Source organism: Pseudomaricurvus alkylphenolicus (genome assembly GCF_011683955.1).
GTDB lineage: Bacteria > Pseudomonadota > Gammaproteobacteria > Pseudomonadales > Cellvibrionaceae > Pseudomaricurvus > Pseudomaricurvus alkylphenolicus.
This window is the reverse complement of record NZ_JAAQPI010000009.1, coordinates 279281-304567: the sequence shown is the minus strand read 5'-3', so window position 1 is coordinate 304567 and position 25287 is coordinate 279281. Positions and strand designations below refer to the sequence as shown.

The 25287-nt window shown below is 53.0% G+C and carries 18 protein-coding genes; 14 read left to right on the top strand and 4 right to left on the bottom strand.

Annotated elements, in window-relative coordinates; all coding sequences use genetic code 11:
- Nucleotides 1-17: 17 nt before the first annotated feature.
- A complete protein-coding gene (locus tag HBA55_RS22315; protein WP_166996014.1) occupies nt 18-2384 on the top strand; it encodes a metallophosphoesterase in 2367 nt (788 codons plus the stop codon).
- A gap of 68 nt (nt 2385-2452) precedes the next feature.
- Here HBA55_RS22315 and HBA55_RS22310 read toward each other — a convergent pair whose 3' ends face one another.
- Entirely contained in the window at nt 2453-3832 is a 1380-nt protein-coding gene (locus HBA55_RS22310) for an FAD-binding oxidoreductase (RefSeq protein ID WP_166996012.1), read from the bottom strand.
- A gap of 186 nt (nt 3833-4018) precedes the next feature.
- On the opposite strand from HBA55_RS22310, the gene HBA55_RS22305 reads away from it, so the two are divergent.
- Entirely contained in the window at nt 4019-4732 is a 714-nt protein-coding gene (locus tag HBA55_RS22305) for an FCD domain-containing protein (RefSeq protein WP_166996010.1), read from the top strand.
- Nucleotides 4733-4757: 25 nt separating this feature from the next.
- Here HBA55_RS22305 and HBA55_RS22300 read toward each other — a convergent pair whose 3' ends face one another.
- Nucleotides 4758-5693, bottom strand: coding sequence for a bile acid:sodium symporter family protein (locus tag HBA55_RS22300; RefSeq protein ID WP_166996008.1), 936 nt, complete (start codon nt 5691-5693; stop codon nt 4758-4760).
- Entirely contained in the window at nt 5694-6707 is a 1014-nt protein-coding gene (locus HBA55_RS22295) for an MBL fold metallo-hydrolase (protein ID WP_166996006.1), read from the bottom strand. It abuts the gene before it with no gap.
- Nucleotides 6708-7067: 360 nt separating this feature from the next.
- On the opposite strand from HBA55_RS22295, the gene HBA55_RS22290 reads away from it, so the two are divergent.
- Nucleotides 7068-8609, top strand: coding sequence for an alpha/beta hydrolase (locus HBA55_RS22290; RefSeq protein WP_166996005.1), 1542 nt, complete (start codon nt 7068-7070; stop codon nt 8607-8609).
- Between the two features lie 129 nt (nt 8610-8738).
- Nucleotides 8739-8894 carry a hypothetical protein gene (locus tag HBA55_RS22285; protein WP_166996003.1) on the top strand — a complete coding sequence of 52 codons (156 nt, stop codon included), beginning with the start codon at nt 8739-8741 and terminating at the stop codon, nt 8892-8894.
- 24 nt (nt 8895-8918) lie between these two features.
- Here the strand turns inward: HBA55_RS22285 and HBA55_RS22280 are convergent, their stop codons facing one another.
- Nucleotides 8919-10151, bottom strand: coding sequence for a TetR/AcrR family transcriptional regulator (locus HBA55_RS22280; RefSeq protein WP_240946226.1), 1233 nt, complete (start codon nt 10149-10151; stop codon nt 8919-8921).
- A 473-nt stretch (nt 10152-10624) separates the two neighbouring features.
- On the opposite strand from HBA55_RS22280, the gene HBA55_RS22275 reads away from it, so the two are divergent.
- From HBA55_RS22275 to HBA55_RS22230, 10 genes are all read left to right on the top strand, one after another.
- Nucleotides 10625-12310 carry a carboxylesterase/lipase family protein gene (locus HBA55_RS22275; protein ID WP_166995999.1) on the top strand — a complete coding sequence of 562 codons (1686 nt, stop codon included), beginning with the start codon at nt 10625-10627 and terminating at the stop codon, nt 12308-12310.
- 508 nt (nt 12311-12818) lie between these two features.
- A complete protein-coding gene (locus HBA55_RS22270) occupies nt 12819-14468 on the top strand; it encodes an alkaline phosphatase family protein (protein ID WP_166995997.1) in 1650 nt (549 codons plus the stop codon).
- Between the two features lie 132 nt (nt 14469-14600).
- Complete coding sequence (locus HBA55_RS22265; RefSeq protein WP_166995995.1) at nt 14601-17006, top strand: TonB-dependent receptor; 2406 nt, start codon at nt 14601-14603, stop codon at nt 17004-17006.
- A 201-nt stretch (nt 17007-17207) separates the two neighbouring features.
- The gene (locus tag HBA55_RS22260; RefSeq protein ID WP_166995993.1) at nt 17208-18767 is read left to right on the top strand and encodes an MFS transporter; all 1560 of its coding nucleotides are present in this window, start codon (nt 17208-17210) and stop codon (nt 18765-18767) included.
- Between the two features lie 65 nt (nt 18768-18832).
- Nucleotides 18833-20536 carry an AMP-binding protein gene (locus HBA55_RS22255; protein WP_166995991.1) on the top strand — a complete coding sequence of 568 codons (1704 nt, stop codon included), beginning with the start codon at nt 18833-18835 and terminating at the stop codon, nt 20534-20536.
- 42 nt (nt 20537-20578) lie between these two features.
- Entirely contained in the window at nt 20579-21349 is a 771-nt protein-coding gene (locus HBA55_RS22250; RefSeq protein WP_166995989.1) for an SDR family NAD(P)-dependent oxidoreductase, read from the top strand.
- A 29-nt stretch (nt 21350-21378) separates the two neighbouring features.
- Complete coding sequence (locus HBA55_RS22245) at nt 21379-22554, top strand: acyl-CoA dehydrogenase family protein (RefSeq protein WP_166995987.1); 1176 nt, start codon at nt 21379-21381, stop codon at nt 22552-22554.
- A gap of 12 nt (nt 22555-22566) precedes the next feature.
- The gene (locus tag HBA55_RS22240; protein ID WP_166995985.1) at nt 22567-23706 is read left to right on the top strand and encodes an acyl-CoA dehydrogenase family protein; all 1140 of its coding nucleotides are present in this window, start codon (nt 22567-22569) and stop codon (nt 23704-23706) included.
- Between the two features lie 138 nt (nt 23707-23844).
- The gene (locus tag HBA55_RS22235; RefSeq protein WP_166995984.1) at nt 23845-24306 is read left to right on the top strand and encodes a MaoC family dehydratase; all 462 of its coding nucleotides are present in this window, start codon (nt 23845-23847) and stop codon (nt 24304-24306) included.
- Between the two features lie 55 nt (nt 24307-24361).
- On the top strand, nt 24362-25279 hold the full coding sequence (locus tag HBA55_RS22230; protein WP_166995982.1) for an SDR family NAD(P)-dependent oxidoreductase: 918 nt from the start codon (nt 24362-24364) through the stop codon (nt 25277-25279).
- The last annotated feature ends 8 nt before the right edge of the window (nt 25280-25287 follow it).

Here is a 25287-nt window from a genome sequence, read left to right as displayed (position 1 = left end):
AAAAAAGGATAAGTGTAATGAGTTTATGGTGTTCTTGCAGATACAACGGGGGACAAAGCCGTATGGGCTTGTTGCGTTCGTCAGTGTTGGTGACGGCTTTCTTGTTGAGCTCCGGTGTCGGTGCTGAAGAATCGGCCTCTATGATTCGTGGCCCCTATCTGCAGATGGCAACCCCCGATTCAATTACTGTGGTTTGGCGTTCTGATAAGCCTATTGAACCAGTGGTTCGATATGGCTTGCAGCTGGGTAAGCAGGAACAGACGGAAGAGGATAATGTGTTCCGGCGTATAGCCCCGGTCGTTGATAAGACGCCCGCTGAACACTTCGCACGTTTACACAGTGCGGAGCCAAATACTTATCAATATGAAATGACGCTGACCGGGTTACAGCCAGAGACCAAATATTTTTACTCGGTTTGGGATGGGGACAAGCCTCTCGCTGATGCCGATAAAAATCGTTTTTTTGAAACTCACCCTGCGGTGGGGGAGTCGAGAAACACACGCCTTTGGGTGGTGGGAGATTCCGGAACCGGCACACCGGAACAACACAAGGTTTATCAAACCGCTCTCGACTATGTCGCCAAAACCAAGGCGCCAATTGACCTCTATCTTCACGTCGGTGATATGGCCTACACCAGTGGTGAAGACAAGGAGTTTCAGAAAAACTTTTTCGATATCTACCAGCCCACACTGCAAAATACCGTGGTCTGGCCGAGTATGGGTAATCACGAGGGTTTTGTCTCTTCGGGCAAGACTGCAGATGGTCCTTACTATGATGCCTATGTCACCCCTACTGGTGGTGAAGCGGGAGGTGTGCCTTCCGGTACCGAAGCCTATTACTCCTTCGATTACGGCAATATTCACTTTATTTGTCTCGACTCCCATGACCTGGACCGCTTTCCGGATGGGCTAATGGCGCGATGGTTGGAGCGCGACCTGCAGGCTACCGAAGCTGAGTGGCTGATTGCTTTTTGGCACCATCCCCCTTATACCAAAGGCAGCCACGACAGTGACACCCAGGACTGGGGCATCGAGATGCGGGAACATATCATGCCGATCTTGGAAAAGCACGGTGTTGATGTGGTGTTCACCGGCCACTCCCATGTCTATGAGCGCTCAATGCTGATCGACAAAGCCTACCATACACCGACAACCAGTGAAGGTGTTGTGCTGGACGATGGCGATGGGCATATGCACGGTGATGGCGCCTATCACAAGAGTCATGGCCTGAATCCGCATGAGGGTACGGCACAAATCGTCACCGGGCATGGCGGTGCACCTTTGGCCCGCATAGGGGCGATGCCTGTAATGCGCCAGTCAATCCTTGAGCATGGCTCGATGATTATTGACATCGAAGGCGATACGCTGACGGCCAAAAACATTGGTGTTTCCGGGCGAGTGATAGACGAGTTTCACCTGGTGAAGAAAGGTCGCGTAAAACCAACAATTGTCAAGAACCCCTGGTCACCTGTAGGACCGAAGATAACGCCAGCTGGCGGCTCTTTCCCCGCAGGAGCTGTCAGCCTCTCTCATTCAGGTTATTGGGAAAGTGGCGAGATTCGTTTCACACTGGACGGCTCGGAACCTACACTTGACTCACCTCTTTATGAGGGGCCGATTGAATTGCCCAAAGGTTCGAACATTGTTTCCTTAAAGGCGGCTTCTTTCAAAGGCAAGGATGAGCAGCCGTCAATGGCGACCATTGCCAATTACAAAGCTTTCGGTCCCGATATTCCTCGCGCGCGTAACCCCATCACCGTAGATGGCAAGCTCGACGACTGGTCGCAGTGGCAAGGGGAAGCCATTGTTTTGGGAGCAGAATTTCAAATTATAGATAGCAAAATGAATGCAGCCTGGAATGGCTCTAAAGATCTCGGTGCCGAACTTAAATTGGCCTGGGCTCCTGAAGGCTTGTATTTTGCTGTTTCTGTCGTGGACGATGTCTATCTTCCCGCCGCAAATAACTATGTCCTTGGCTTTGATAATATGACGTTTATGATTGATGGCCGTTTGCCCGAAAATCGAAACACGACATCACTCGGCGACGGTGCCTATATGGTCATTATCAGCGAGGACGCCAACGCCATTGGTGAAAAGACGCGGGCATTGTCTCTTATGAAAGACGTATTTAACGATAAGGTCTACCAATATAAAGCACAGCGCACAAAGGGTGGTTATCTGGTTGAGTTCTTTGTGCCTTTTTCCGAGGCTCTGTTTAAAGGTCAGGATTTTGGGGTCGGTAGAGAATTGCAACTGTCGCTTACGCTTATTGATCATGATAGTCCTGGAGAGTTTAAGGCCAAAGCCGTTAACTGGGGTGCCTTACCGGATCGCAGTGCTTTAAAAAGATCGACCTATTGGAAACCAATGCGATTGGGTGAATAGTGAGATATAAGTGCAATGCCCATACTTTTCGTTAATAAAAGCGAGGGCATTGCGACATGAATTCCGGATTAAATCACCCGCCCGGGGTTGAGCAGGTTGGCGGGATCAAGAGTGGATTTCAGTGACTTCATCAGTGCCAATTCGACCTCCGTGCGGCTGTACTGCAACCAGGGTTTTTTCTCCACGCCGATGCCGTGCTCTGCGGATACTGAGCCATTAAATTCCTTCAGAGGTTCGTAAACCAATTGATCACTGAGCTGGTGAAGATCTCCCTTCACGCCAGGAGTGATAAAGATATGCACGTTGCCATCGGCCATATGTCCAAACACATAACAGTTTCCGTTAGGCCACTGCTGCTTGACACCTTCGGTGACCCGGTTGGCGTATTCTTCCATATCACTGATAGGTAGACTGACGTCATAGAGGTAACAGGGTTCCTGTAAGGTGATCATCTCGAAGTTCTCGCGGATGTCCCAGAGCTGGCGGCGTTCGTTTTCTGATTTGGGCAATACGGCATCGACGATCAGGCCATTTTCGAAAGCTTGCTCGATGACGCTTTGGAAGCGTTCGCCATCACTCTCCGGATCGGCGCCTTCCGCTTCCAGTAACGCGTAGAAGGGGTAGTCTCGCGCCAGTGGCGGGCGATGAGCATTCTCGCCGGTAACGCCTTGGTAGTAGGTATTCCACATGACCTCATAGGCGCTGAGGGTGCCCCCCAAATCCCGCTGCAGTCGCTGCAGCAGTGCGGTGGTTTGCTCAAAGTTCTCCAGGGCTACCAGTGCGGTATGGCAGCTGCGAGGTTGCGGAAACAGCCTGAGCACGACTCGGGTCACAATACCCAAAGTGCCCTCAGTGCCGATAAACAGCTGTTTGAGGTCGTAACCGGCATTGTTTTTCAGCATCTGGTTCATGGAGGACACCACCGTGCCATCGGCGAGTACAGCCTCAAGGCCCAGCACCAGATTTCGCATCATGCCGTAGCGCAGAACATTAATGCCTCCGGCATTGGTGGCGACGTTGCCGCCGATGGTGCAAGAGCCTCTTGCCCCTAAATCCAGTGGGAACAACAAGTCCTGCTCCGCGAGGGTCTCCTGTACGGTTTCTAAAATGGCGCCGGCCTGGACGGTAGCGGTCCCGCCCAGGGCATCAATCTTCTCAATGGCCGTCATTCGTTCGGTGGAGAGGATGACCTCCTCTTGTCTTGGATCAGCCGCTTGAGTGCAGCAGGTACGACCACCCTGAGTGACCACCGGTTGATTCCATTCACGGCAGATTTTGAGAACCAGACTGACTTCTTCAGTGGTTGCCGGTTTAAGCAGAGCCAGTGCATAAGTGGGAGAGGCGTCCCAATAACTGGTGGCGCGCTGTTGCAATGCCTCCCCAGTGACAACGGCATCGGGGCCCAGCGCATTAATCAGGGCGCTGACTACGGGTGGTTGCTCATTCATGGCAAGACTCCAATATCTTCAGGTTATACCTTTTTATACCTTTCACACTGTTGGGAACGGTGATTTATCTGGTCATCATATATGTATAATTAACCTATCATACAGGATGGGCTTGCTTGTGTGAACCAAAATTTAATTGGTGTATTATCTGCGCTATGTGAATTCTAACCTGATCAGGACATTATTGTGCCCCCTAGTGCCAAGCCCGAACAGCCTGAAACTCTGGTTCAGAGTACCAAGCTGGCGATTATCGAACACATCCGTGGACACAACCTTAAAGTGGGTGACAAACTTCCGAGCGAAGCCAGTTTTGTCGAACAGCTGGAGGTCAGCCGCACCGTAGTGCGAGAGGCCTATAAATCTTTGGTGGCACTGGGCATCATCGATATGAGCGCCGGCAGGAGGGCTGAGGTCTCGGGTTTCGATGGTTCCGTAATCGGACTGACGCTCACCCACGCCTTGCGTACCGATCAGCTCAATGTGCACCAGGTGTGGGATGCCCGCCGATCTATCGAGCTGCGCTCGGTGGAATTGGCGGCCATGCACCGCAATGACCAACAATTGGCCACCATTCAGCAGCTTTGTCGCGATATGCGTGAGCACTTCCTTGATGAAGCGGCGATCACGGAATACGACATCCAGTTTCATAACGCCATTGCCGAGGCCAGCCGCAACCCCTTGCTGGGTGTGTTGGTACTGTCGCTCAGCAGTGCCATCCGTGAGACCAATCCCATCGTCTGGCGCTATCGCCGCACTGAAGCGGAACAGATGGAGATCGTTGAGCTGCACGAGCGAATTGCCGAGGCCATCAGCGCGCGCGATCCCGATGCCGCTCGCGAGGCCATGGAGGCTCACTTTGGTGTAGCCATCGCCGGGCTGGCCAAGGCGGGGTTCAGCTGATCCGTCAGCGGGCTCCGGATTCTGTTCAGGACAATTCGCTCACGGCTTCCTGGCGCTCTGCGGTTTTCGATTGGCGAATACAGATTGACGCAAACACCGAGCCGGTAATGTTCAGCCACACACTGAAAATAGCCCCCGGAAGGGCCGAACTGGCGCTAAAGAATTTTAGCGCCAGCGCTGTGGCCAGTCCCGAGTTTTGCATACCCACCTCAATGGCGATGGTGCGGCAGACGGTGGCATCAAAACGCAACATCCAGGCCGCGAGATAGCCCAGAGTCAATCCGGTGCAGTTGTGCATAAGCGTGGCAAACACCACGGCCAGGGCAACATCCCCCAGCCTGCCCGCATTCAGCCCGACCACAATGGCGATAATGATCAGTATGGTCACCACCGACATGGGGGCCAGTAGCTTCTCCACCTTGGCCACCCATTGATGGGCGAAGCTGTTGGCGAGTACGCCCAGGCCGACGGGCAACAGAATCATCTTGAACAGGCTCAGTAACATATCAACCGCCGGTACATTCACGCTAGAACCCACCAGCAGCGACAACAGCAGCGGTGTCATCACCACGCTCATCAGGGTGGAGAGGGCGGTCATGGATACCGACATGGCCACATTGCCCTTGGCGATATAGGTCATGACATTGGAAGAGGTGCCTCCGGCGACACTGCCCACCAGCACCATGCCCACCGTCAGCTCCGGGCTCAGGCCCATCAGTCTGGAGATCATCAGCGCTGTCAGCGGCATCACCGAAAATTGCAGCAACATACCCGCGAACATGGCGGTTTTATACTTGCGCACATCCCAAAAATCCTGCGGACGCAGCGTCAGGCCCATGCACAGCATCACCACCATCAGCAGCGGCACGATGGCCCCTTTGCCCTGGGAAAACACCTCGGGAAACTGGAATCCGATAAGCGCCGCAAGGGGCGCCCAGACAGGAAATAACTTTAGAAACATTTAACTGCCCAACAATTGCTTGGCATTGGAGCGCGCAAACTGCGCGCTGATGCATTCATCAATCACGTCCAGGTAACGATCGACTCCGTCTTTTCCGAACACCATCGGATGGCGGCCATCGACCCTGCCCTTGGCGTGTAGCCGAAAACTGCCGGTTACCCAGGCGTGGGTGCTGATCAGGCCCTCGACGGCCTGTTGGCGAGCGAGGCTCTGGAAACGGTGTAGTGAGTCGTGCATCTGGGTGAGTTCTTTGATGTTTTCGTGCAGGGCGTTGCCGCCCCACATGCCCACAAAATGGGTGTTATCGCCATCCCTCACGGGGAATATGGGCGACAGCGTGCCGGGGGTGTGTCCTGGAGTCACCCAAAATGTCACTGTCGCGTCGCCCAAGGTCAGGGTATCGCCGTCATTCACCACCATATCCATTTCCGGAGGTGTGACACCGGGGTACCCCTTTTTCATCGCCCAGGGCAGTGCAATATCATTGGGAAAATACTTCCAGTCGGCTGCAGACATGATCACCCGCACGCCGTAGGTCTGCTGCAGGTAGTGTGCACCACCGTAGTGGTCAAAATGGGCGTGGGTGATGACCAGGTATTTGAGGTCATTGGGATCCAGCCCCAGCTGCTTCATGCCGGGCAGCAAAATGCGTTTTACCTCGCCCTCGTTGTTAAGGGCGTCGAACAGGATCAGGCCGTCACCCGTGTCGAGAATCCAAGTGCCCACGGCGTAGGGGCCCACATAGTAGAGATTGTCAAAAGCGGCGAAGGGTTCAACCGCCGGCGCCTTGGGGTTGAGGAAGTGGGGGATGTTGTTCAGCGCATAGGGGATCTGCGCCGGTGCCGGTTGGCAGATGATGCCCTCGGCGTGGAAGGCCAGCTCAGGGCCTCCGACTTCCTTCGCTCTTTGTACGTGGGCTGCTGCCGAGAAGGATTCCTGCTCTGTTGTAGGGCCTTGGGCGCTGACGGCCAGCCCGGTATATAGCAGCATGAAAACCAGGACTATTTTTTTCATTGATCACATTACCTCAAAACACTTTGCCAGGTATGGTGGGGTGCCTGCATTGATTAATAAGAATACGAATATGCATCCTTATAATTTTGCGAATACAGTACCAAACGTCTTTCTTGAGTGTTATCCTATATCAAAGTTAAACCTATAGTACAGGATTAATTGAAGAAGTCTTTCACCATAACTCCCGGGAAAGAAGATGCTAGCTAGGAAAATCCAGCAAAAACAGCGTGTTATTACTAAAATCTGGTTTCGAGTCAGAGTCTGCACAACGCCTCTTCTGCTTGCGGGGCTGTCGACTATCTCCCTTGCGGACCATACTCACGGGCACGACAGCCCGGGATTGGAGCTCTGAGGATTATCGTGATTACTGTGATTGAGTTTCTTGTTCTGGTCTGTGTTCTGGGTTTTTCATTGTCTGTGGCGACAGGCTCAAAACCTGTCAGTAAGTGCTTGCCGTTGTTGATGGCCACCGTGGCAGTCATCGCAAGCACGGGTTTGGTTCTTGCCGGGCGCAGCGTTGCTGTGCCGATACTGGTGATGTCGTTGGTCTGTCTGATTGCGGGCATCTGTTTGAGGGGCAGGGAAGAGCGTCGCCGTCCTGTTTTGGCGGCGGGGGTATTTGCCCTCTCTGCCTTGGCCTTACTGCCCGCATTGATGCTTGCTTCGAAGCCGACATTTCCGGCGCTGGAAGGCCCTCATAAGGTTGGCGTGCGCGCGGCCGAAATCAAAGATATACACAGAGGTAATGACTGGGAGGCCGTCGGCAACAATACCCGCCGAATCCTGATCCGCTTATGGTATCCGGCGGTGAGCATTCCCGAGACGGCTTCAAACCACAGGCACCCGCCAGCTGAGCGCCAGTATTCCAGCGTTTTGTCGGGTGGCGGATTCGATCCCTTCAAACTGATAGGCGAGGCCCTACTCGATACGAACACCCATGCCTGGTGGAATGTTGCACCGCTGCCGGGCAGTTTTCCGTTGCTGGTATTCAGCCACGGCTATGGCGGGCACGTGGCGACCAACTCAGTGTTAATGGAGCAGCTGGCCAGTCGCGGTTATGTGGTGGTGAGTATTACTCACCCGGGCGAAAGCTCAAGCCTGGTGTATCTTGATGGACAGCCAATGCCACAGGCTCCGCAGCGGCGCGAGTTACTGGCCGAACACGCCGCCACAAACCTGTTTGATGCCTTTTACCTGGACACCGCCGAGCGCATGGCCTGGGTGGTCGATACCTTTGAACCCATCAGGATGGTCAGCCAGCGTTTCCCTGTTTGGGCGGACGACTTTCAGTCAGTGGTCAGCGCCCTGCAAGGTGGGGAATTTAACGGGGACATTGGCGATATTCTTGAGTACACAGATTTTGAGTCAATCGGCTTTCTGGGCATGTCGGCGGGAGGAGGCTCGGCCACGGCTGCCTGTCACTCCGACTCGCGCTGTGCTGCGGTAGCGGCGCTGGATGGGGGTCTTGGATTGCCTTTTCTCCGCGATGCTCATATTCGAACCCCGGCGCTGATATTTGAAGGTGGATACCCGAAAAGATTGGGCGCGCAGGATCTATACTACGAGCCGCACAGTGAATTCGGGCGTAATCCAGAGGTGACTCGACTGGTCTTTCCGGACAATGGCCATGCCGACTTCACCGACCTGGCTTTGGCGCTGTCGCCATTGGGCAAGAGCCTCTTTCCAAAGCTGCTACCCGTATTGGGGCCTGTCGACGGAGTACAGAGCATTCGGGCGCAAAGTCAATTGACGGCGCGGTTTTTCGATATCTACCTGAAGGGGCAGTCGGCCGGGCAGTTTCCGCAGCGGGAGTTGCTAGCCAACCCCGTTGTCCGGCAGGTGGATCCCGAGCCGTTTCGAGCCTGGATCAAAGCCGTTACCGCCCGGCGCGCCCGCTATTGATCCCCAAATACTCAACCGATCATAGGTTTTGACTTCTCGATCCGGATCGTTCGTGTCCAATTCATACCACTCGGCATCTAGCTCCGCTTCGAAACCAGAGGGCGTTTTTACAAGGAGCGGCTGCGAGCCATGCGTTGGGCGCAGCGGCTGAAGCGGGTATTCGACATAGAAGTGGAGACCTTCGCAAGACGCGGTGGCCAGGTGGCGAAAAAGGGTGTTGATTTCAACGCGGCGTCACGAGCCTTGCAGTTGTTGCAGCAGGAGCTGGAAGAGCAGGTGAGCTGAAAGGTTCATCGGGGCGGCAGCCCTTTAGTTGCGTCGCTTCAGCCCGTTGAGATAGAGAAGCATATGGTTATCTGCAATTTCTTTGGGCGTCACTCGCTTGGGTTCGTTGTACCATAGTGCGAAGCGGTTGGTGAGTGCGGCGTGCACCTTGTCGGCGAAGAAGATGGAGACCTTTCGGTAATACCCGTCATCAATAGCTTGTTGTACTCTCTGGCGAAAATCTTCATCCAGCGCGTGTATGTATTCCATCACCACTGCTCTGTGGTCGGGTTTCAGACAGTCAAGGTTATTGTAGGTCGGCAGCGGCCCAATCTCGCTGATGTGCCCCTCAAAGAGATAGCGTTGAATCTGAATGGTCCAGGACATGGGGGTTTCATTGGAAACATGCTTGCCAGAGCTGGTGACAAATTTCATTTCACGCATCATGCACAGGTAATAGAGCTCGGCTTTGTCCTTGGCGTGATAGTAGAGCGCCGCGCGAGTGACATTGGCTTTTTTGGCAACCTCATCCATTGATGTGGCGGCGACGCCATTGAGATTAAACAGAATGGATGCGGTGCGCAGCAGCGCTTGCTTCTTTTGTTCGCGCTTGCCGGGTGGCTGGGGTTCGAGTGTGTTGACCCTGTCAGGCAGCTCAAAAGTGGGGCGATCGCGGCGATAAACCCCATGGGTCAATATGTCGTCAATGGCGATCAGAGCATCAGTGCGGGAGTAACCCGCTCGACCGCTTAGCCAGAAAGCCAGCCAGTCCACGATTGAGAGCACGCCGATGGCAGTCCATCGGGCGTTGGACGGGGTGATGCTACCATCATTAATTCCCTGGTCGATCAGGTTCTCCAGTGCGTGCAGATTACGCCTGCGACCCTCAATCAAAGCGCAATACTTTTCTTCGGGCAGGGAGGCGAGGTCGGAAAATGCAATGCGATTACCACTTGTGGACGACAACCTTCTGCGTACGAAGGCCCTGACCTTTTCCAGCCCATCAAACCCGGGCTCGTCAACGGCTTCCAGCTCTTGTTGGTAGGATTGAATGACCCGCTCGAAGCAGCGAAATACCAGGTCTTCCTTATCGGTAACATAGTGGTAGAGCGTGGCAGGCATCAAATCGAGATCCGCGGCCACATCCTCCATGGTCACAACGGTAAAGCTCTGCCGATTAAAGCGCCTTGTTGCGGCGTCGAGCACTTCCCCTATTCTTAATTCACGGCGTTGCTCGCGGCGAGACTGAGCGGGTTTGACCGTTTCCTGGGCGGGCATGTTCACGAGTTCTATCCATACTTTAGGAGGGTATTTCCCGCTCTGTCGTTGGGCCGGGAGCATACCTGCGTTTATCTCAATATTGGCTTGGCCTGGAACGAGCCAACCACTCTTTGCAAATATATACATTAAGGTTGGAATTTTCCACAAGTAGTTTGGGTTTAATTCCATGTTGAGGCCTGTATGGAACAGGCCAAGAATCGAACGGCATTTGGGCTTGTGTGGGTGAATGCTAATATTTTCTTTGAAATACAGTTGGTTATGACGGTGCTGGTTGTGCAGGAGTAAATGTTCTGGCGTTTTTGTCGGCTTTCTCATTTCGGGGTGGATGCTGTTGTTAGGTCAGCGTAAATCTATACATCTTGATTGACATCCTTGTTTTCATTGGTAAAACTATACATTCAATTAGATTTTTCTTTCGAGTACCGGGTGACCGCATTGGGCGGGTTGTCCACATATTGAAGAGATACTGGATGAGATTTACGAGGACATTTGTATATACGTCGCTGATCGCCGGGTTGGCACTGGCTTCTTTTTTCTATTTGGGCGAGAGGGATCTGCGGGATTCCGAGGTGGTTTCCATTGCATCGGGAGATCTTCGCGGTACGGTAGATCCCGCTTCCGGGGTGGCTAGCTTCAAGGGTGTGCCGTTTGCGGCCCCTCCTGTCGATGAGCTGCGGTGGGCGCCGCCAAAGCCCCCGCATGCCTGGTCTGGGATCAGAAACGCACATTCACATGGCGCCAGATGCGTGCAGGAAGTGGGCGCGACAAAATCTTACCTGGGGTTGATGGCGGAAGGTGTGGGGATGTCCCCGTGGAAGAGGACGATTCTGGAATTTGTGGCGGGCCTTGAAGACGAGGTGGCCATCAGTGAGGACTGCCTGACTCTGACGGTGTGGACTCCTGCCGATCTCCGGATGTTGAGATCGGCCCCTCGTGCGGTGATGGTCTGGTTTCATGGTGGATATCACAAGTTTGGCGCGGGTGATTCGCCCGAATTCGATGCTTCCAGGCTTGCGCAGCTGGGCGTTGTTGTGGTGTCAGTCAACTATCGTTTGGGGGTGATGGGGTTCTTTGCTCATCCTGAGCTGACAGCAGCATCGGTCCATGGCAGCTCAGGCAATTATGGAACGCTGGATCAGCTGCAGGCGCTGAAGTGGGTCAGAAAGAACATACACGCCTTTGGTGGTGATCCGGACAGGGTGACGATTTTTGGGGAGTCGGCGGGCGCTCATTCGGTGGGCCAGCTGATGGCTTCTCCGCTGGCGGTCGGCCTGATGCACCGGGCCATCGCCCAGAGCGGTATAGGCACTCATCAACAGGCGACACTGGAGCAGGGAGAGAAAGCCGGTTTGCGGCTCGCTAACAAGTTGGGTGTCAGGGGGGAAGGGCAGTTGAGGAAATTGCGGGCGCTGCCCGCGGAAAAATTGCACGAGGCGTTTGCAGGTCGGCCCGAGTTCGAGCTCTTGTCCCACCCTGTTGTAGACGGATGGGTCTTACCTCAGTCAACGGCAGCCGCTTTTAATTCGGGGGCGCAGGCGCCGATTCCTCTTGTTATTGGCAGCAATGCCGACGAGGGAACTCTGATTGCACCGACCATCGGCTCGCCTTTTGTTCATAGGCAGCCCGGTCCGGGTAGTGCTAGCGAATACCGAGCTCTGATTCACCAGGAGTATCCGCAGCAGGGTGACAGGGTGTTGGAGTTATACCCGGTGAGAGGTGACGAGAATCTCACCAGGGGGATGAGCGGCTTGTTGGGAGATCACCTTTTTGGAATGAACAGTTGGTTCGCGGCCTCCAGGCACAGCCGATCAGGTCAGTCGACATTTCTCTATTTCCTGACCAGGAAATCACCTTCGCCGGCTCAGTGGGCCGGCGCTTATCATGCCATGGATATTCAATTTGTCTTTGGTCGTTTCGTGCCTCTGTTCCCAAGAGCAGATTATGATGAAGCTCTATCTGCGGCCGTTATGAATTACTGGGTTCAGTTCGCCAGGTCAGGCAATCCGAATCAGGCGGGTTTGCCGCAGTGGACGCCTTTCGATGTGCTTGATCCCCGGGAGCTGGAGTTGGGGGAGCGAGTGGGTATGCGCCCTGTTGCGCGAAAGGACCGCTACCAACTTCTTCTGGCGCCACTGGAAAAAAGTCTTCAGCAATAGCTTGCGTTCTCTCATGCGACCTGCTTCTCCCCCTCGGTGCGCGTGGCCAGTGCTTGGCTGCGCCGTGATCGGTATCTCCTGGGCTTCTCCCCCCTAAGCTGGCATCTGACCAGCCCTAAAAGTTTACGGCAATATAGATTTTTACTCCTTTCAGTCGGTTTTTTATACCGAAAAAGTCCAAAAAATTATCGCCGGGCTACCATAATATTGCCATTAACCTGATTTTAGTGACTGAATTATTCCTGCTCCAATCACTTACACTATTGATTTATAGGCATATTTTTTAATTTCTCACCAGACTGAGAGCGAGGTGCGATTTGGGATCCAGGCTCAATCCACATTTTGATAAATCTATACACTGGGGTTGACTGATGCTCAGCAAGCTGTAAAACTATACATCAGCCTAGATAATGGCGATCAACTTTAACAGGTGGCCCGGAAGCAAGTCATTTCAGCAGTCAATGGCTTTGAAATGCGGTGGGCAAAAGCAGGTAGGAGACAAAGTGGTATGTACCGAAATTTAGCAATAGGTGTGATGGCGACCATGACTGCGGGATTAGCGACCCCCGGTAAGGCTGCAGAGGAGTCACCCAGTCGCTGGTTTAACGAGGGCAGGACAAGCGTCGCCGATATCGTTGGCAAGGCAAATGCCGGCGGGGCCAAGAATGTGATCCTGTTTCTGGGAGATGGGATGGGGATTTCGACCGTTTCCGCCGCACGAATCCTGGCAGGACAGCAGGCCGGGGCGACAGGTGAGGAGCATTCGCTGAGTTTTGAGGAGCTGCCAAAAACCGGTTTGGTAAAAACTTACAATACCAATCAGCAAGTGCCGGATTCCGCCGGCACCATGACAGCGATCATGACCGGGGTGAAAACCAAGGCCGGTCTGATTTCACTGAACCAGAAGGCGGTTCGTGGTGATTGCGGCACCGTGGCGGCCTCTTATCAATCAACGTTGCTCGAGCGCGCTGAGCTCCAGGGGTTGTCCACGGGTGTGGTTACCACCGCTCGATTGACTCACGCCACGCCCGCGGCGACCTATGCCCATTCACCGGAGAGAGGCTGGGAAAGCGATGCCGATATGCCGGCAGCGGCCATCGAGCAGGGGTGTCTGGATATCGCCCGCCAGTTCGTGAATTTTGACATTGGCGATGGTATTGAGGTTGCGCTGGGCGGAGGCCGGGAAAAATTCCTTCCGGAGTCAAAGCCTGATCCTGAAGAAGACGACGAAACGGGGGAGCGGGAAGATGGCCGCGACCTGACCAGGGAGTGGCGGGAAAAACACTCGGATGGGCAGTACATCTGGAATCGCGCTCAATTTGAAGCTGTGAATCCAGAATCAACCCAGCGCCTGCTCGGGCTGTTCGAATCGTCTCACATGAAGTATGAATTGGAGCGCCAGTACAAGGAAAGCAAGCCGGGTGCAATCGGTGAGCCTTCGCTGAGCGAAATGACCGACAAGGCCATCGATATTCTTTCAAAAAATAAAGATGGCTACTTCCTGATGGTTGAAGCCGGTCGGATTGACCACGGCCATCACTTTGGAAGTGCAATCCGGGCGCTGACCGAGACCGTTGAGTTGTCCAACGCCGTGCAAGTCGCTCTGGACAAGGTGGATCTAAAGGATACCCTGATTATCGTAACCGCAGACCATAGCCATGTATTTACCATGGGTGGCTACCCCACGCGCGGCAACCCGATTCTAGGCAAGGTTAAAGGTAACGACCGCTCTACTGGCGAACCGACTGGCAAATACGAATTGGACGATCTCGGTAGACCCTACACAACGCTGAGCTACGCCAATGGGCCGGGTTATACCGGCGCATCGAAGAGCAAGCTGATGGGGGATCAGGATGAGGGCAGCAAAAAATACCCGCATGCACCGACCATAAAACCCGGCTACGGTAGTTACCGGGGTATCACCAGCGGGCGTCCCGATCTGACCCATACCGAAACAGACCATCACTCCTATCTGCAAGAGTCAACTCTGCCGCTGCCATTGGAGACCCATGGGGGTGAGGATGTTGCCGTGTACTCGATCGGGCCGGGATCCAAAGCAATTGGTGGTGTGATGGAGCAAAATGTGCTGTTTCACGTAATGATGAATGCCCTGTCGCTTCCCTGTGATTGTAATTTTGCTGCTCAGTCGACCGACTGATCCAACCGCTGAGCCACTATTGCCCTGTTTGGCTTATTCATCGAATCAGTCGGACGGGACACCTGGAGTCGCACCAAAAAGCGGCTCTGAAAACAACGCTCGAGATAACAATAAATCGTGAGGAGATTGGATATGTCCAGCATTGGAAGATATAAAATCGAAAAACCCTTATCCGTTTTGGCGATGGCAATTTGTGCTGCCTCTCCACTGGCGGAAAACGCCGAGGAAGCAGCTGCTTACGGTGCCGACAGTTTGTACGATATTGAGGAAATTATCGTAACCGCGACCAAGCGCTCGACCAATCTGCAAGACACTGCAGTGGCCATCTCGGCCTTCGATGCCAAATCCATGGACAAGTTGGGCATCACCTCTGCGGAAGACTTTGCACTGCACACACCTTCCGTCAGTTACAGCGACTCCCCATCCAGGCTGTTTGTTCGTGGGGTGGGTCGTATTGACAATGCACTGGGGCTGGATCCCGGGGTGGCGGTCTATGTTGATGGTATCTATCAGCAGGAAGTGGACCAACTCTCCACTGACTCTTTTGAAGTCAATCGGGTTGAGATCTTGCGCGGACCTCAGGGGACCTTTTTTGGCCGTAATGCGACCGGCGGTGCCGTGAACATCATCAGCAAAAGACCCGCAGAGGAATTCGAGCACAGAGTGCGTGCCAAGGTGGGCAATTATGAGTTGAAAAACGTGGCGGTGTCATCTTCCGGCCCCCTTACCGAAAATATCGGCTATCGGGTTTCAGCGTCCCAGAGTCGTCACGATGGCTATATCGAGAATGTGTCGGGAACGGATATGGCTCAGAAGGATTCTTTTGGCGTGCGTGCGCAGTTGCAAATCGACAACCTGTTCAGAGACAGCGATCTGTGGTTGATGCTGAACTACAGCGAGTCCAACGAAGCGGATACGCCTGAAGTTGTCATCACCCCATACGTGACCGATGACGAGGGGTCTCTGGTGTTGGATGGTCTGTATGGCTGGGATAAAATCAATCCTGCGGTGGAAAACCCCAGAAAAGTCGACTTCAATGATGTGGGTGTAGAGACCCTGGAATCACTGAGCTTTGCGGCGAAGTTAACCGTGCCCCTGGAAGGACTGACGTTTGTGTCATCAACGGGAGGACGCAAAATCGATTATGCGGTACTGGGCAGTGACGGTGATGGGGGCTCCAATCCCAATCCTCTGCAGCGCCACATTGTAGACCTGATACAAACCGGTGAAAGTATCAGTCAGGAATTTCAGCTGACATCCGATGAAAATCCTGAGGGTGGACTTCAGTGGGTGGCCGGGGTGTATTTTTATCACGAGGAATCCACGCAGCCTTATTGGCAGCGCTCGCCGGGCAGTGATGGGCTGGATCACGCTCTGCCACTGGACGACATCCTGGCGCAGTTGGGGGCCGGTGCTCCACCTTTCGTCAACGCGGTTGACTCGTTTGAGCGAACCGGCCGTACGAATACATCCTACCATCAAACCGGTGAACTAGAGACCAACTCCCACGCCGTCTATTTTGACGCAAACTATACGTTCAATGAAGAGTGGAGACTATCGGCAGGTATTCGCTATTCCGTCGACAAAAAGACGGTATTCGAAGACCAGTATGCGGTTGTGGATCTCAAGAACCTGAAAGAAACAGACATCGATGCCATAGGCCTGATCGTTATCGACGAAAGCCGCGAGGACGAGAATACTTGGCGAGATACTTCATATCGTTTGGTTCTGGATTATCAACCGAATGAAGATTCACTGATTTATGCCTCCCTTGCTACCGGTTACAAGGCTGGCGGATATCAGCTGGGATCTCTGCAGGGGGATTCGCTGGCGGGAAGCTCATTTGATTCGGAACAAGTGATCAGCTATGAAGTTGGCGTTAAAACACTGATCAATGATGTCTTGAGGCTAAATGGTGCGGTTTTCTACTACCAGTATGATGACATGCAAACTGTCTCCTTTGAGTCGGTTCTTGGCGTCACCACAGAGGCGTTGATCAACATCCCTGAAGTAGATTCCTACGGGGTGGAATTGGAGGTTCTGTGGCATGTTAATGAGAACCTTCGGCTGACTGGAGGTTTCAGTCATATTGACAGTAAATTTACCAAGTCCGGCTGTCTTTTTGATGAAGTGTTCCCGCACAAGGAGGATGCAAAGTGTGCCGATCTTGGGCCAGGCTTTAACAGCCTGGAGGGAAATCCAACGCCCTATTCACCTAAAAACAAGCTTACGCTCAATGCTTCCTATTCCTGGGATACAAGCTGGGGAGAGGTCATCGCGGGAGCAACCTATTCCTGGGTTGATGAAATTCAGTACTCCCTCTTCGACACTGACACCACTCGTGCCGATGAATACGATCGGATAGATCTTTCGTTGCGATGGATCAGTGTTGACGAGAAATGGAATATGGTCTTCAGGGGCAAGAATATCGAAGACAAAGTCAGCTATGGCAAGCTCGCACACGATGGCCCGGATATATTGGAAGCCAGCATCAATGCCCCGAGAACCTATAGCTTAGAGGTTAATTATTCACTGTAGTCGTTACGTCCTGATTGGGAGGCGTCATGTGGCGTCTCATCTTTTTGAGATTGCAGTCGGAATGTGTTCGAAGAACGCTTGTACCAAAAGGATTGATTCTTATCGACGTCGGTCGGTAGAACAATCTGGTTCGAGTGATCTATCAACTAGCAGTAGTTTTTAAAATTAAGTGATTGCGAAAATTTTGTGGTGAGAGGATTTATGGGGTTAAAGAAAGGCCAAAAACTGCCATTGCGAAGTAAAGTGTTTTTTGCCGTTGGGGCCGGCCCGGATAGCCTCTACACGGCGATGGTAGCCGGCTTCACCCTGATATTTTATAATCAGGGTTTGATGCTTCGAGGTGACCTGGTCGGTTTGGGCTTGCTGATTGCAACCATAGCCGATGCGGTTTCCGATCCGATCATCGGGTCCTTGTCGGATGGGTGGCGTTCCCGCTGGGGTCGCCGGCACCCGTTCCTGTTTTTCGCACCGTTGCCGCTGGCAATATCCATCTATTTCCTGTTTTCTCCCCCCGACTTAATAGTAGAAGGGGGTAATAGTGGGACGTCCGGTCAGTTGATGATGTTTGCCTGGATGACCGTCTGGATGATCGCGGGCCGACTGTTTCTCACCATGCAGAATATTCCTCATCTGTCACTAGGTGCTGAACTTAGCAATGACTATTGCGAGCGAGCCAGTATTTTCAGTTTAAATGCGATTTTCGCCGGGATCTCCGCCTCAATCTTTGGTTTTCTTGCGTGGAGGATATTCCTGAATGGCGAATCGCTCAGAGAAATTGATAACGCCTGGGTTCCCGGTCAATTGAATCCCGCGAATTATCAACCACTGGTGCTGTTCGCCGCTATCATGATTTTGGTCAGCGGGCTGCTGACGGCCTGGTTTACCAAAGACCGAATTCCCTATTTGCACCAGTCAGGTATCAAGGGGCGTTCCCTCAGTCTATGGAGTACCTGGAAGGATGTCATTGGCACCCTGAAGAACCACTCCTACCGCTGGACGCTGATTGGACTGTTTTTGTTGTTGTTCACGACGGGAATCGGGGAAGCCGTAAACCCTTTAATGGGAGTGTTTTTTTGGCGTCTGAGCGGCGAACAGATCGCCTGGTTCGCTGTAGCCTCCTTCGTAGGAGTGATGGTTGGGTCAAGTGCTGCACCAGTAGCAATACGGCACTTTGAAAAGCGCGACGTTGCGGTATTTCTGGTGGCGACATTTGCTTTCCTGGTTCCATTGCCCGTCATTGGCCGCTTTATGGACATATTGCCGGCCAATGGTTCCAGCCTGCTTCTTCCGTTGCTGTTGATTCAAGCAGGCCTCTGTGCCTCATGTGTCTCTGGGCTGAATGTTTGTGTGATGTCGATGTTGGCAGACCTTGCTGATCAATTTGAGCTGGAAACGGGCCTGAGACAAGAGGGTATTCTGTATTCTTCTCGACTGTTTTTCTCCAAGCTGAGTTCATCGTTCACCTATTTTGTTGGAGGCATGTTGTTGCAGCACTACATCCTGTTTCCCGTCGGATCAAATCCCGGCGAGGTTGCAGACGATGTATTGTTCCGGCTGGCGGTTGTGTCGGGCTTCCTAGCGGTAGTTGGAGCCGCGTTTGCGACCTTTGCCTACGGTCGATACAGGTTAAGCCGAGCTGATCATGCATCCGTTGGTAAACAACTTGAAACGAAACGCCAGCGTCTCTCAAAGGGAGAAGCCTCCTCATCTTCGAATGTTCCACCTCATATAAAAGCTGAACCGGGTTTGACTCAGGTTTGAGCTGTGCCATCCGGCGCGGTGGCAAATAAAGAAATTCGAGAAAATCACACAGGAGATGTAGGTTCGTGGTTGAATCACGTGTTGAATACCGAAAAGCCATCGACTTTCTAACAGGAGAAGGTCAGCAGTTTGAGACTGAATACTGTGTCATTAACGGCGTAAACAGCCTGGTTTATAAAAATGCCCCAAAAAACTTGAAGGAATACTTTGAGCTGACAGCAGGGAATAGTGACAACTCTGACAAGACATTTATCGTTTTCGAAAACAGGCGATACACCTACGCAGAGATCATGCAACTGGCGAGACAATTTGCGGCCTCTTTATTGAGTGATTATTTTGTGGCGAAGGGTGATCGCGTCGCTATTGCAATGCGAAATAATCCGGAGTGGATAGTTGCCTACATGGGAGCCCTGCTGGTCGGCGCAGTCGTCGTTCCCATGAACGCCTGGTGGACTGGAGACGAGTTGAAGTATGGACTAGAGGACAGCGATGCGAAGGTGGTTGTTTGCGACCTGCAGCGAGCTACGCGCATATTGCCCTATGCCGATGAAATGGAGTTATCCCTGGTAGTGGTAGCAGACCAGGAGTTGACGGAAGAGACGGTTCGTTTCGATGACCTGTTGGCAGTTCACTTTGACGCGTCTATTCCCTCGATTCTCGTTGATCCAGAGGACGACGCAACCATCATGTATACCTCGGGTTCTACAGGGCATCCCAAGGGCGCAGTTTCAACTCACCGTGCTGTTCTTTCGGCAATTATGAGCTGGTGTTTGATGGGAAGCGCGCGAGAACTGGCCGAAAATCAGAAGAGCGCCGAGACACCTTATCCGCCAGCAGCCTTGTTAACGGTACCACTCTTTCATGTCACCGGAAGTCACTCCCTGTTCTTGCAGTCAATGTTGGTCGGACAAAAACTGGTGATGATGACCAGGTGGGATGCAAAAGTCGCGGCTCAGTTGATTGAGCGAGAACGAATCACATTCTTTAATGGTGTGCCCACAATGTCAGCCGAACTTCAGGTTGTTGTCGATAGTGGGCAATACGATGTATCCAGTATTTCGAATATCTCATCGGGAGGCGCCGCTCGCCCGCCGGAGCAAGTCAAAAAGATAATCGAGACCTTTGGATACTCGCTGGCCACCACAGGCTATGGACTTACTGAGACCAATGCGCTGGGTTGCGTTATTTGGGGTGAGGACTACGAGCAGAGATCCCGTAGCGTGGGTCGTGTTGTTCCGGCAGTCACAGAAATCAAAGTGATCGACTCAACGGGAAGGTCACTTGACGCCGGCGAAGCGGGAGAAATCTGCGTGAAAACACCTGCCAATGTCAGGGGGTATTGGAACAGTCCGGAGGCCACGTCAGAAGCATTTATTGACGGCTGGTTTCATACCGGTGATGTGGGCTACCTCGACAAGGAAGGCTTTCTCTTTATCGTAGACCGGATCAAGGACATTATTATTCGCGGCGGCGAAAACATCAGCTGCCTGGAGGTCGAGGCTGCGATCTATGAACACCCTAGTGTTGAAGAGGCCGTTGTCTTTGGCATGCCGGATGAGCGATTGGGCGAGGTGGTTGGCGCGGTTGTTGTGTTGCGGCCTGAAAAGCAACTCGCCCGCGAGTCGCTTGAGGATTTCCTGGCGATGACATTGGCCGCCTTTAAGGTTCCAGCGCACATCTGGTTTCAGCAGAAAAAGTTGCCCCGAATTGCCTCAGGAAAGATTTCAAAACGCGATGTGAAGGAAAAGTACCTGGTATCTCTAGTGTGAACACATTCGAATCGTCCTTTCAGGAAACACGGGAACTAAACAATGCAATTAGAAAACAGTGTGGCAGTGATAACCGGTGGCGCATCCGGCTTGGGTGAGGCGACGGTGCGAAAGTTTCACAGCATGGGCGCCATGGTTTCAATCTTTGATATGAACGATGAAGCAGGAGAGGCGTTGGTTAAGGAACTCGGGGGCAGCGTGATATACCAGCATATAGACGTCGCGTCGGAGGCATCGGTAAAAGCCGGTCTGGAATCTACCTTACGCGAATTTGGGGCCATTCACATCTGCTGCAATTTCGCTGGAATCGGCTATGCGCACAAAGTGGTCGGCAGGGATGGGGCCCACAACCTCAATGATTTTCAGAAGGTGTTGGATGTGAATCTGAGCGGATCTTTCAATATGTTGCGGCTGGTGGCGCTGGCGATGTCAAAGACTGAACCCTATAACGAGGATGGTAGCCGCGGCGTGATCATCAATACGGCCTCCGTTGCCGCCTACGAAGGGCAAATGGGGCAGGCGGCGTACAGCGCTTCAAAAGGTGGGGTGGTGGCATTGACGTTGCCGGCGGCTCGGGATCTTGCCAGTGTCGGGATTCGGGTGAACACCATTGTGCCGGGAATGATTGAAACACCGTTAATGCAGGCTGCCTCGGAACCGGTTAAAGCATCGTTGCTGCAAGGAACGCTGCACCCGAAGCGCTTCGGCCGACCCGAAGAGATCGCCAGTCTGGCCGTATTTATGGTCGAGAACGAATACATCAACGCTGAATGTGTCCGCCTGGACGCTGGCATCAGAATGCAGCCCAGATAGAGACACACCTTATTGTCGGAGACATTTGAATGTTGGAATTAGACGAATTTAGACGAGAAACTCGCCATTGGCTGGAACAGAATTGTCCTGCTGAAATGCGACTTCCAATACGCGAAGAAGACGATGACTGTTGGGGAGGAATGTACCCGACGTTCAAAAATGAGGCTCAGGAACTCTGGCTGGATCGTATGAGTGAGCGAGGCTGGACGACACCAGCCTGGCCGAGAAGTATTGGAGGAGGTGGATTGAGCAAGGAGCAAAGCGAGATTCTGCACCAGGAATTGGTTCGCATCAAAGCCCGGCCGGCGCTTCTCAGCTTCGGCATCTGGATGCTGGGTCCCGTTCTGTTGAAGTACGGCAGTGAAGCCCAAAAGGCACGTTTCCTACCGGATATTGTGCGAGGAAAGGTGCGCTGGTGTCAGGGCTATAGTGAACCCGGTTCCGGCTCTGACCTCGCCAGTCTACAGACCAGGGCGGAAGACCGTGGTGATCACTACCTGGTCAACGGTTCCAAGATCTGGACCAGCTACGGAGACAAGGCGGACTGGGTATTTTGCCTGGTGCGGACAGATAACGCTGCTCCCAAGCACGAGGGAATCAGCTTTCTGTTGTTTGATATGAAATCCCCAGGAGTCACCACAAAGCCCATTACGCTGATCAGTGGAAAATCCCCCTTTTCGCAGCTTTTTTTTGATGATGTCCGGGTCCCCAAGGAGAATCTGGTCGGTGAGATCAACAGAGGTTGGGAAATCGCCAAATACCTGCTGACCCACGAACGGGAAATGATCGGCGATATGGGAACGCAGAGTGTCAGTTTGAGTGAGCTTGCCAAGGAGCACATTGGCTTGCGCAATGACATGCTGGTCGACCCGATACTGCGTACTGATATCTCACGTTTCACCATCGATGAAATGGCCTTTTCCGACACCCTGAAGAGGGCTGCGGACGAGGCGAAAGCCGGTCAGGAAATGGGAGCGGTGTCCTCAATGTTCAAGTACTTCGGTACCGAGCTCAATATGAGCCGTTTCGAGTTGATGCTCTCGGTAACGGGTAACTACAGTTTGGGCTGGGAAGGTGAGGAGTTTGACGAAGGCAATTTGCCCCGTGCCTGGCTACGGAGTAAGGGTAACGCCATTGAGGGCGGCACCTCTGAGATTCAACTAAACATCATTGCCAAGCGCGTTCTTGGTCTACCCAGTGAGTAAGGTGTAATAGAGATGTCGTTATCGCTAAACGAAGAACAGATGATGCTGCAGGACTCCGCAAGGGGGTTTCTGCAGACAAAAGCTCCGGTATCCGCTTTTAGGGAGCTGCGTGACCATCCTGATAAAGACGGATTCAATCGACAACTGTGGGCGGATATGGCGGCTCAGGGATGGGCGGGCATTACCATTCCAGAGCAGTTCGGTGGAGTGGACTTTGGATACACCGGCCTGGGGCTGATCCTTGAGGAAATGGGGAGAACGCTGACGGTATCGCCTATGGTGTCGACTGTGTTGATGGGCGCCACTGCACTGAACCTTGGAGGATCACCAGCGCAAAAGACAGCGCTGCTGCCGAAGATTGCCACGGGCGAGCTGATCATTCCATTGGCACTGGAAGAGACCCGGCACCACAATCCTGAGCAAACCTCACTGCGGGCAACCCCCGTCGACAAAGGTTATTGTCTGAACGGCCGCAAGGTATTCGTGCTCGACGCCCATGTGGCGGACACCTTTATTGTCCTTGCCAGAACCTCTGAAAAAAACGCCAATTGTACCGGATTATCTCTTTTTCTGGTGGATTCTGACACGCAGGGTGTAACGGTAGAGCGAGCTCATATGTTGGATTCCCGAAACGCCGGCGCGGTTGTGTTCAATGACGTTACGGTCTCCTCTGAAAGCGTTGTTGGCGAGATTGACGAGGGGCAGGAGTTGCTGCAATCCGTACTGGATGTCGCGCAGATCGGGTTGTCGGCAGAGCTGTTGGGTATTTCTCAACAGGTATTCGAGATGACACTGTCTTACCTGAAAGAACGAAAACAATTCGGGGTGCATATCGGCAGCTTTCAGGCGTTGCAGCATCGAATGGCACAGATGTTCTGTCAGATTGAACTATGTAAATCCATCGTCAGGAGGGCTTTGAACGATCTCGACGCGGGTCATGACAATGTCTCGATCGTGGCCAGCGCAGCCAAGGCAAAGCTGTGTGAAACCGTCAGGCGACTGACCAATGAGGCGATACAGTTACATGGTGGTATAGGCATGACCGATGAGTTCGATCTTGGGTTCTACATAAAAAGAGCCCGGGTCGCCCAGCAGACTTGCGGTGATTATAACTATCACCTGGATCGTTTTGCCCGATTGAACGGTTATTGATCGTCCGGCATTGCTGCTGGAGAAATTCTATTTCCGTCGTGTACGAGATTCCCGGATGGACTGAGCCGGACGACCTAAGCTCTTCGTGAATCGTAAGTGCACGGCATCTATATGTTTAACTCTCTGAGATAAAAGTCAATGACGATCATTATTAGCCAGGAAAAAACTGCGGAGTACGCTGGATTTGAAACTGAACCCACCGAGTGGTTTAGTGTAACCCAGGCGCAAATCAACCAGTTTGCGGACTGTACTCACGACCTGCAGTACATCCACGTTGATCCGGACAGGGCGCGAGCAACCCCTTTCGGCTCCACCATTGCTCATGGATTCCTGACCCTGTCCATGCTCTCACATTTTGCGGACGCATACAGCGTACTCATTGAGGGCTTCTCTATGGGAATTAATTACGGTTTTGACAAGGTGCGTTTTATCGCCCCGGTCAAGGTCAACAGCCGCATCAGGGCGCGCGCAAAGATTATTGAAATACATCTGAAAAACCCGGGACAGTATCAAGTGAGAACGGAGGTGACCGTCGAGATCGAAGGGGAAGTTAAGCCAGCCTTGATCGCCGACTGGTTGACTTTGCAGGTGGTTTCCTGAGGACAGCTCTGACGGCCGTATGATGCGCTGTTATTAACATTATAGAGGTACAAAAATGAAATTTGATCTTAGTGGCCAGGTCGCGATAGTGACCGGTGCCGGCAACGGCCTTGGACGATCCCACGCATTGGCATTGGCGAAGTATGGTGCCAAAGTTGTGGTGAATGACCTGGGTGGGGCACGTGATGGCAGCGGAGCCTCTTCTGAGGCAGCCAGGGAGGTGGTTCGTGACATTGAAGAGCAGGGGGGAGAGGCCATTGCTCACGGAGCGAATGTTGCCAACTTTGACGAAGTCAATGACATGGTCAACCAAACTCTGGATAAGTGGGGCCGAGTCGACATCCTCATCAACAATGCCGGTATTTTGCGCGACAAAACATTCGCCAAAATGGATTTGGATGATTTTCGTCTGGTGATGGATGTTCACTTGATGGGCACCGTTAACTGTACCAAAGCGGTTTGGGGAACCATGTGTGAGCAGAAGTATGGCCGTATCGTGATGACCACCTCTTCTAGCGGTATGTACGGGAATTTCGGGCAATCAAATTATGGCGCTGCCAAGATGGCGGTCATTGGTTTGATGAACACCCTGGTGTTGGAGGGCGAGTCCAAAGGTATTCGTGTCAACGCTCTTGCCCCTTCTGCTACGACGAGAATGACGGAGGAGCTGATTCCGGCGGAGGTGTCGGCTCTGCTCAGCCCCGAATCGGTTACCGCGGGTGCGCTGACGCTGTGTCATAAGGACGCCCCAAATCGCTACATTCTCTGCGCCGGGGCAGGCAGTTATGCGAGTACTCGACTGTTTGAAACCGAGGGAATATTCCTGGCAGAGGAAGAACAAACTCCGGAGATGGTCATCGAGAGGATGAACGAGATCAATGACATCAAGCAGCAATCAGAATTGCAGACCGGTGGCCAGCAAACGGAAAAATTCTTAACCAATGCCATTGAACACCTGGAAATCCAAGGGTAGGGCGTTGT

What these genes read in the sequence shown, in the direction of transcription:
- HBA55_RS22315 (WP_166996014.1), top strand. Translation starts at nt 18, where the DNA reads ATGAGTTTATGGTGTTCTTGCAGATACAACGGGGGACAAAGCCGTATG.
- HBA55_RS22310 (WP_166996012.1), bottom strand. Translation starts at nt 3,832, where the DNA reads ATGAATGAGCAACCACCCGTAGTCAGCGCCCTGATTAATGCGCTGGGC.
- HBA55_RS22300 (WP_166996008.1), bottom strand. Translation starts at nt 5,693, where the DNA reads ATGTTTCTAAAGTTATTTCCTGTCTGGGCGCCCCTTGCGGCGCTTATC.
- HBA55_RS22295 (WP_166996006.1), bottom strand. Translation starts at nt 6,707, where the DNA reads ATGAAAAAAATAGTCCTGGTTTTCATGCTGCTATATACCGGGCTGGCC.
- HBA55_RS22285 (WP_166996003.1), top strand. Translation starts at nt 8,739, where the DNA reads ATGCGTTGGGCGCAGCGGCTGAAGCGGGTATTCGACATAGAAGTGGAG.
- HBA55_RS22280 (WP_240946226.1), bottom strand. Translation starts at nt 10,151, where the DNA reads ATGCCCGCCCAGGAAACGGTCAAACCCGCTCAGTCTCGCCGCGAGCAA.
- HBA55_RS22275 (WP_166995999.1), top strand. Translation starts at nt 10,625, where the DNA reads ATGAGATTTACGAGGACATTTGTATATACGTCGCTGATCGCCGGGTTG.
- HBA55_RS22270 (WP_166995997.1), top strand. Translation starts at nt 12,819, where the DNA reads ATGTACCGAAATTTAGCAATAGGTGTGATGGCGACCATGACTGCGGGA.
- HBA55_RS22265 (WP_166995995.1), top strand. Translation starts at nt 14,601, where the DNA reads ATGTCCAGCATTGGAAGATATAAAATCGAAAAACCCTTATCCGTTTTG.
- HBA55_RS22260 (WP_166995993.1), top strand. Translation starts at nt 17,208, where the DNA reads ATGGGGTTAAAGAAAGGCCAAAAACTGCCATTGCGAAGTAAAGTGTTT.
- HBA55_RS22250 (WP_166995989.1), top strand. Translation starts at nt 20,579, where the DNA reads ATGCAATTAGAAAACAGTGTGGCAGTGATAACCGGTGGCGCATCCGGC.
- HBA55_RS22245 (WP_166995987.1), top strand. Translation starts at nt 21,379, where the DNA reads ATGTTGGAATTAGACGAATTTAGACGAGAAACTCGCCATTGGCTGGAA.
- HBA55_RS22240 (WP_166995985.1), top strand. Translation starts at nt 22,567, where the DNA reads ATGTCGTTATCGCTAAACGAAGAACAGATGATGCTGCAGGACTCCGCA.
- HBA55_RS22235 (WP_166995984.1), top strand. Translation starts at nt 23,845, where the DNA reads ATGACGATCATTATTAGCCAGGAAAAAACTGCGGAGTACGCTGGATTT.
- HBA55_RS22230 (WP_166995982.1), top strand. Translation starts at nt 24,362, where the DNA reads ATGAAATTTGATCTTAGTGGCCAGGTCGCGATAGTGACCGGTGCCGGC.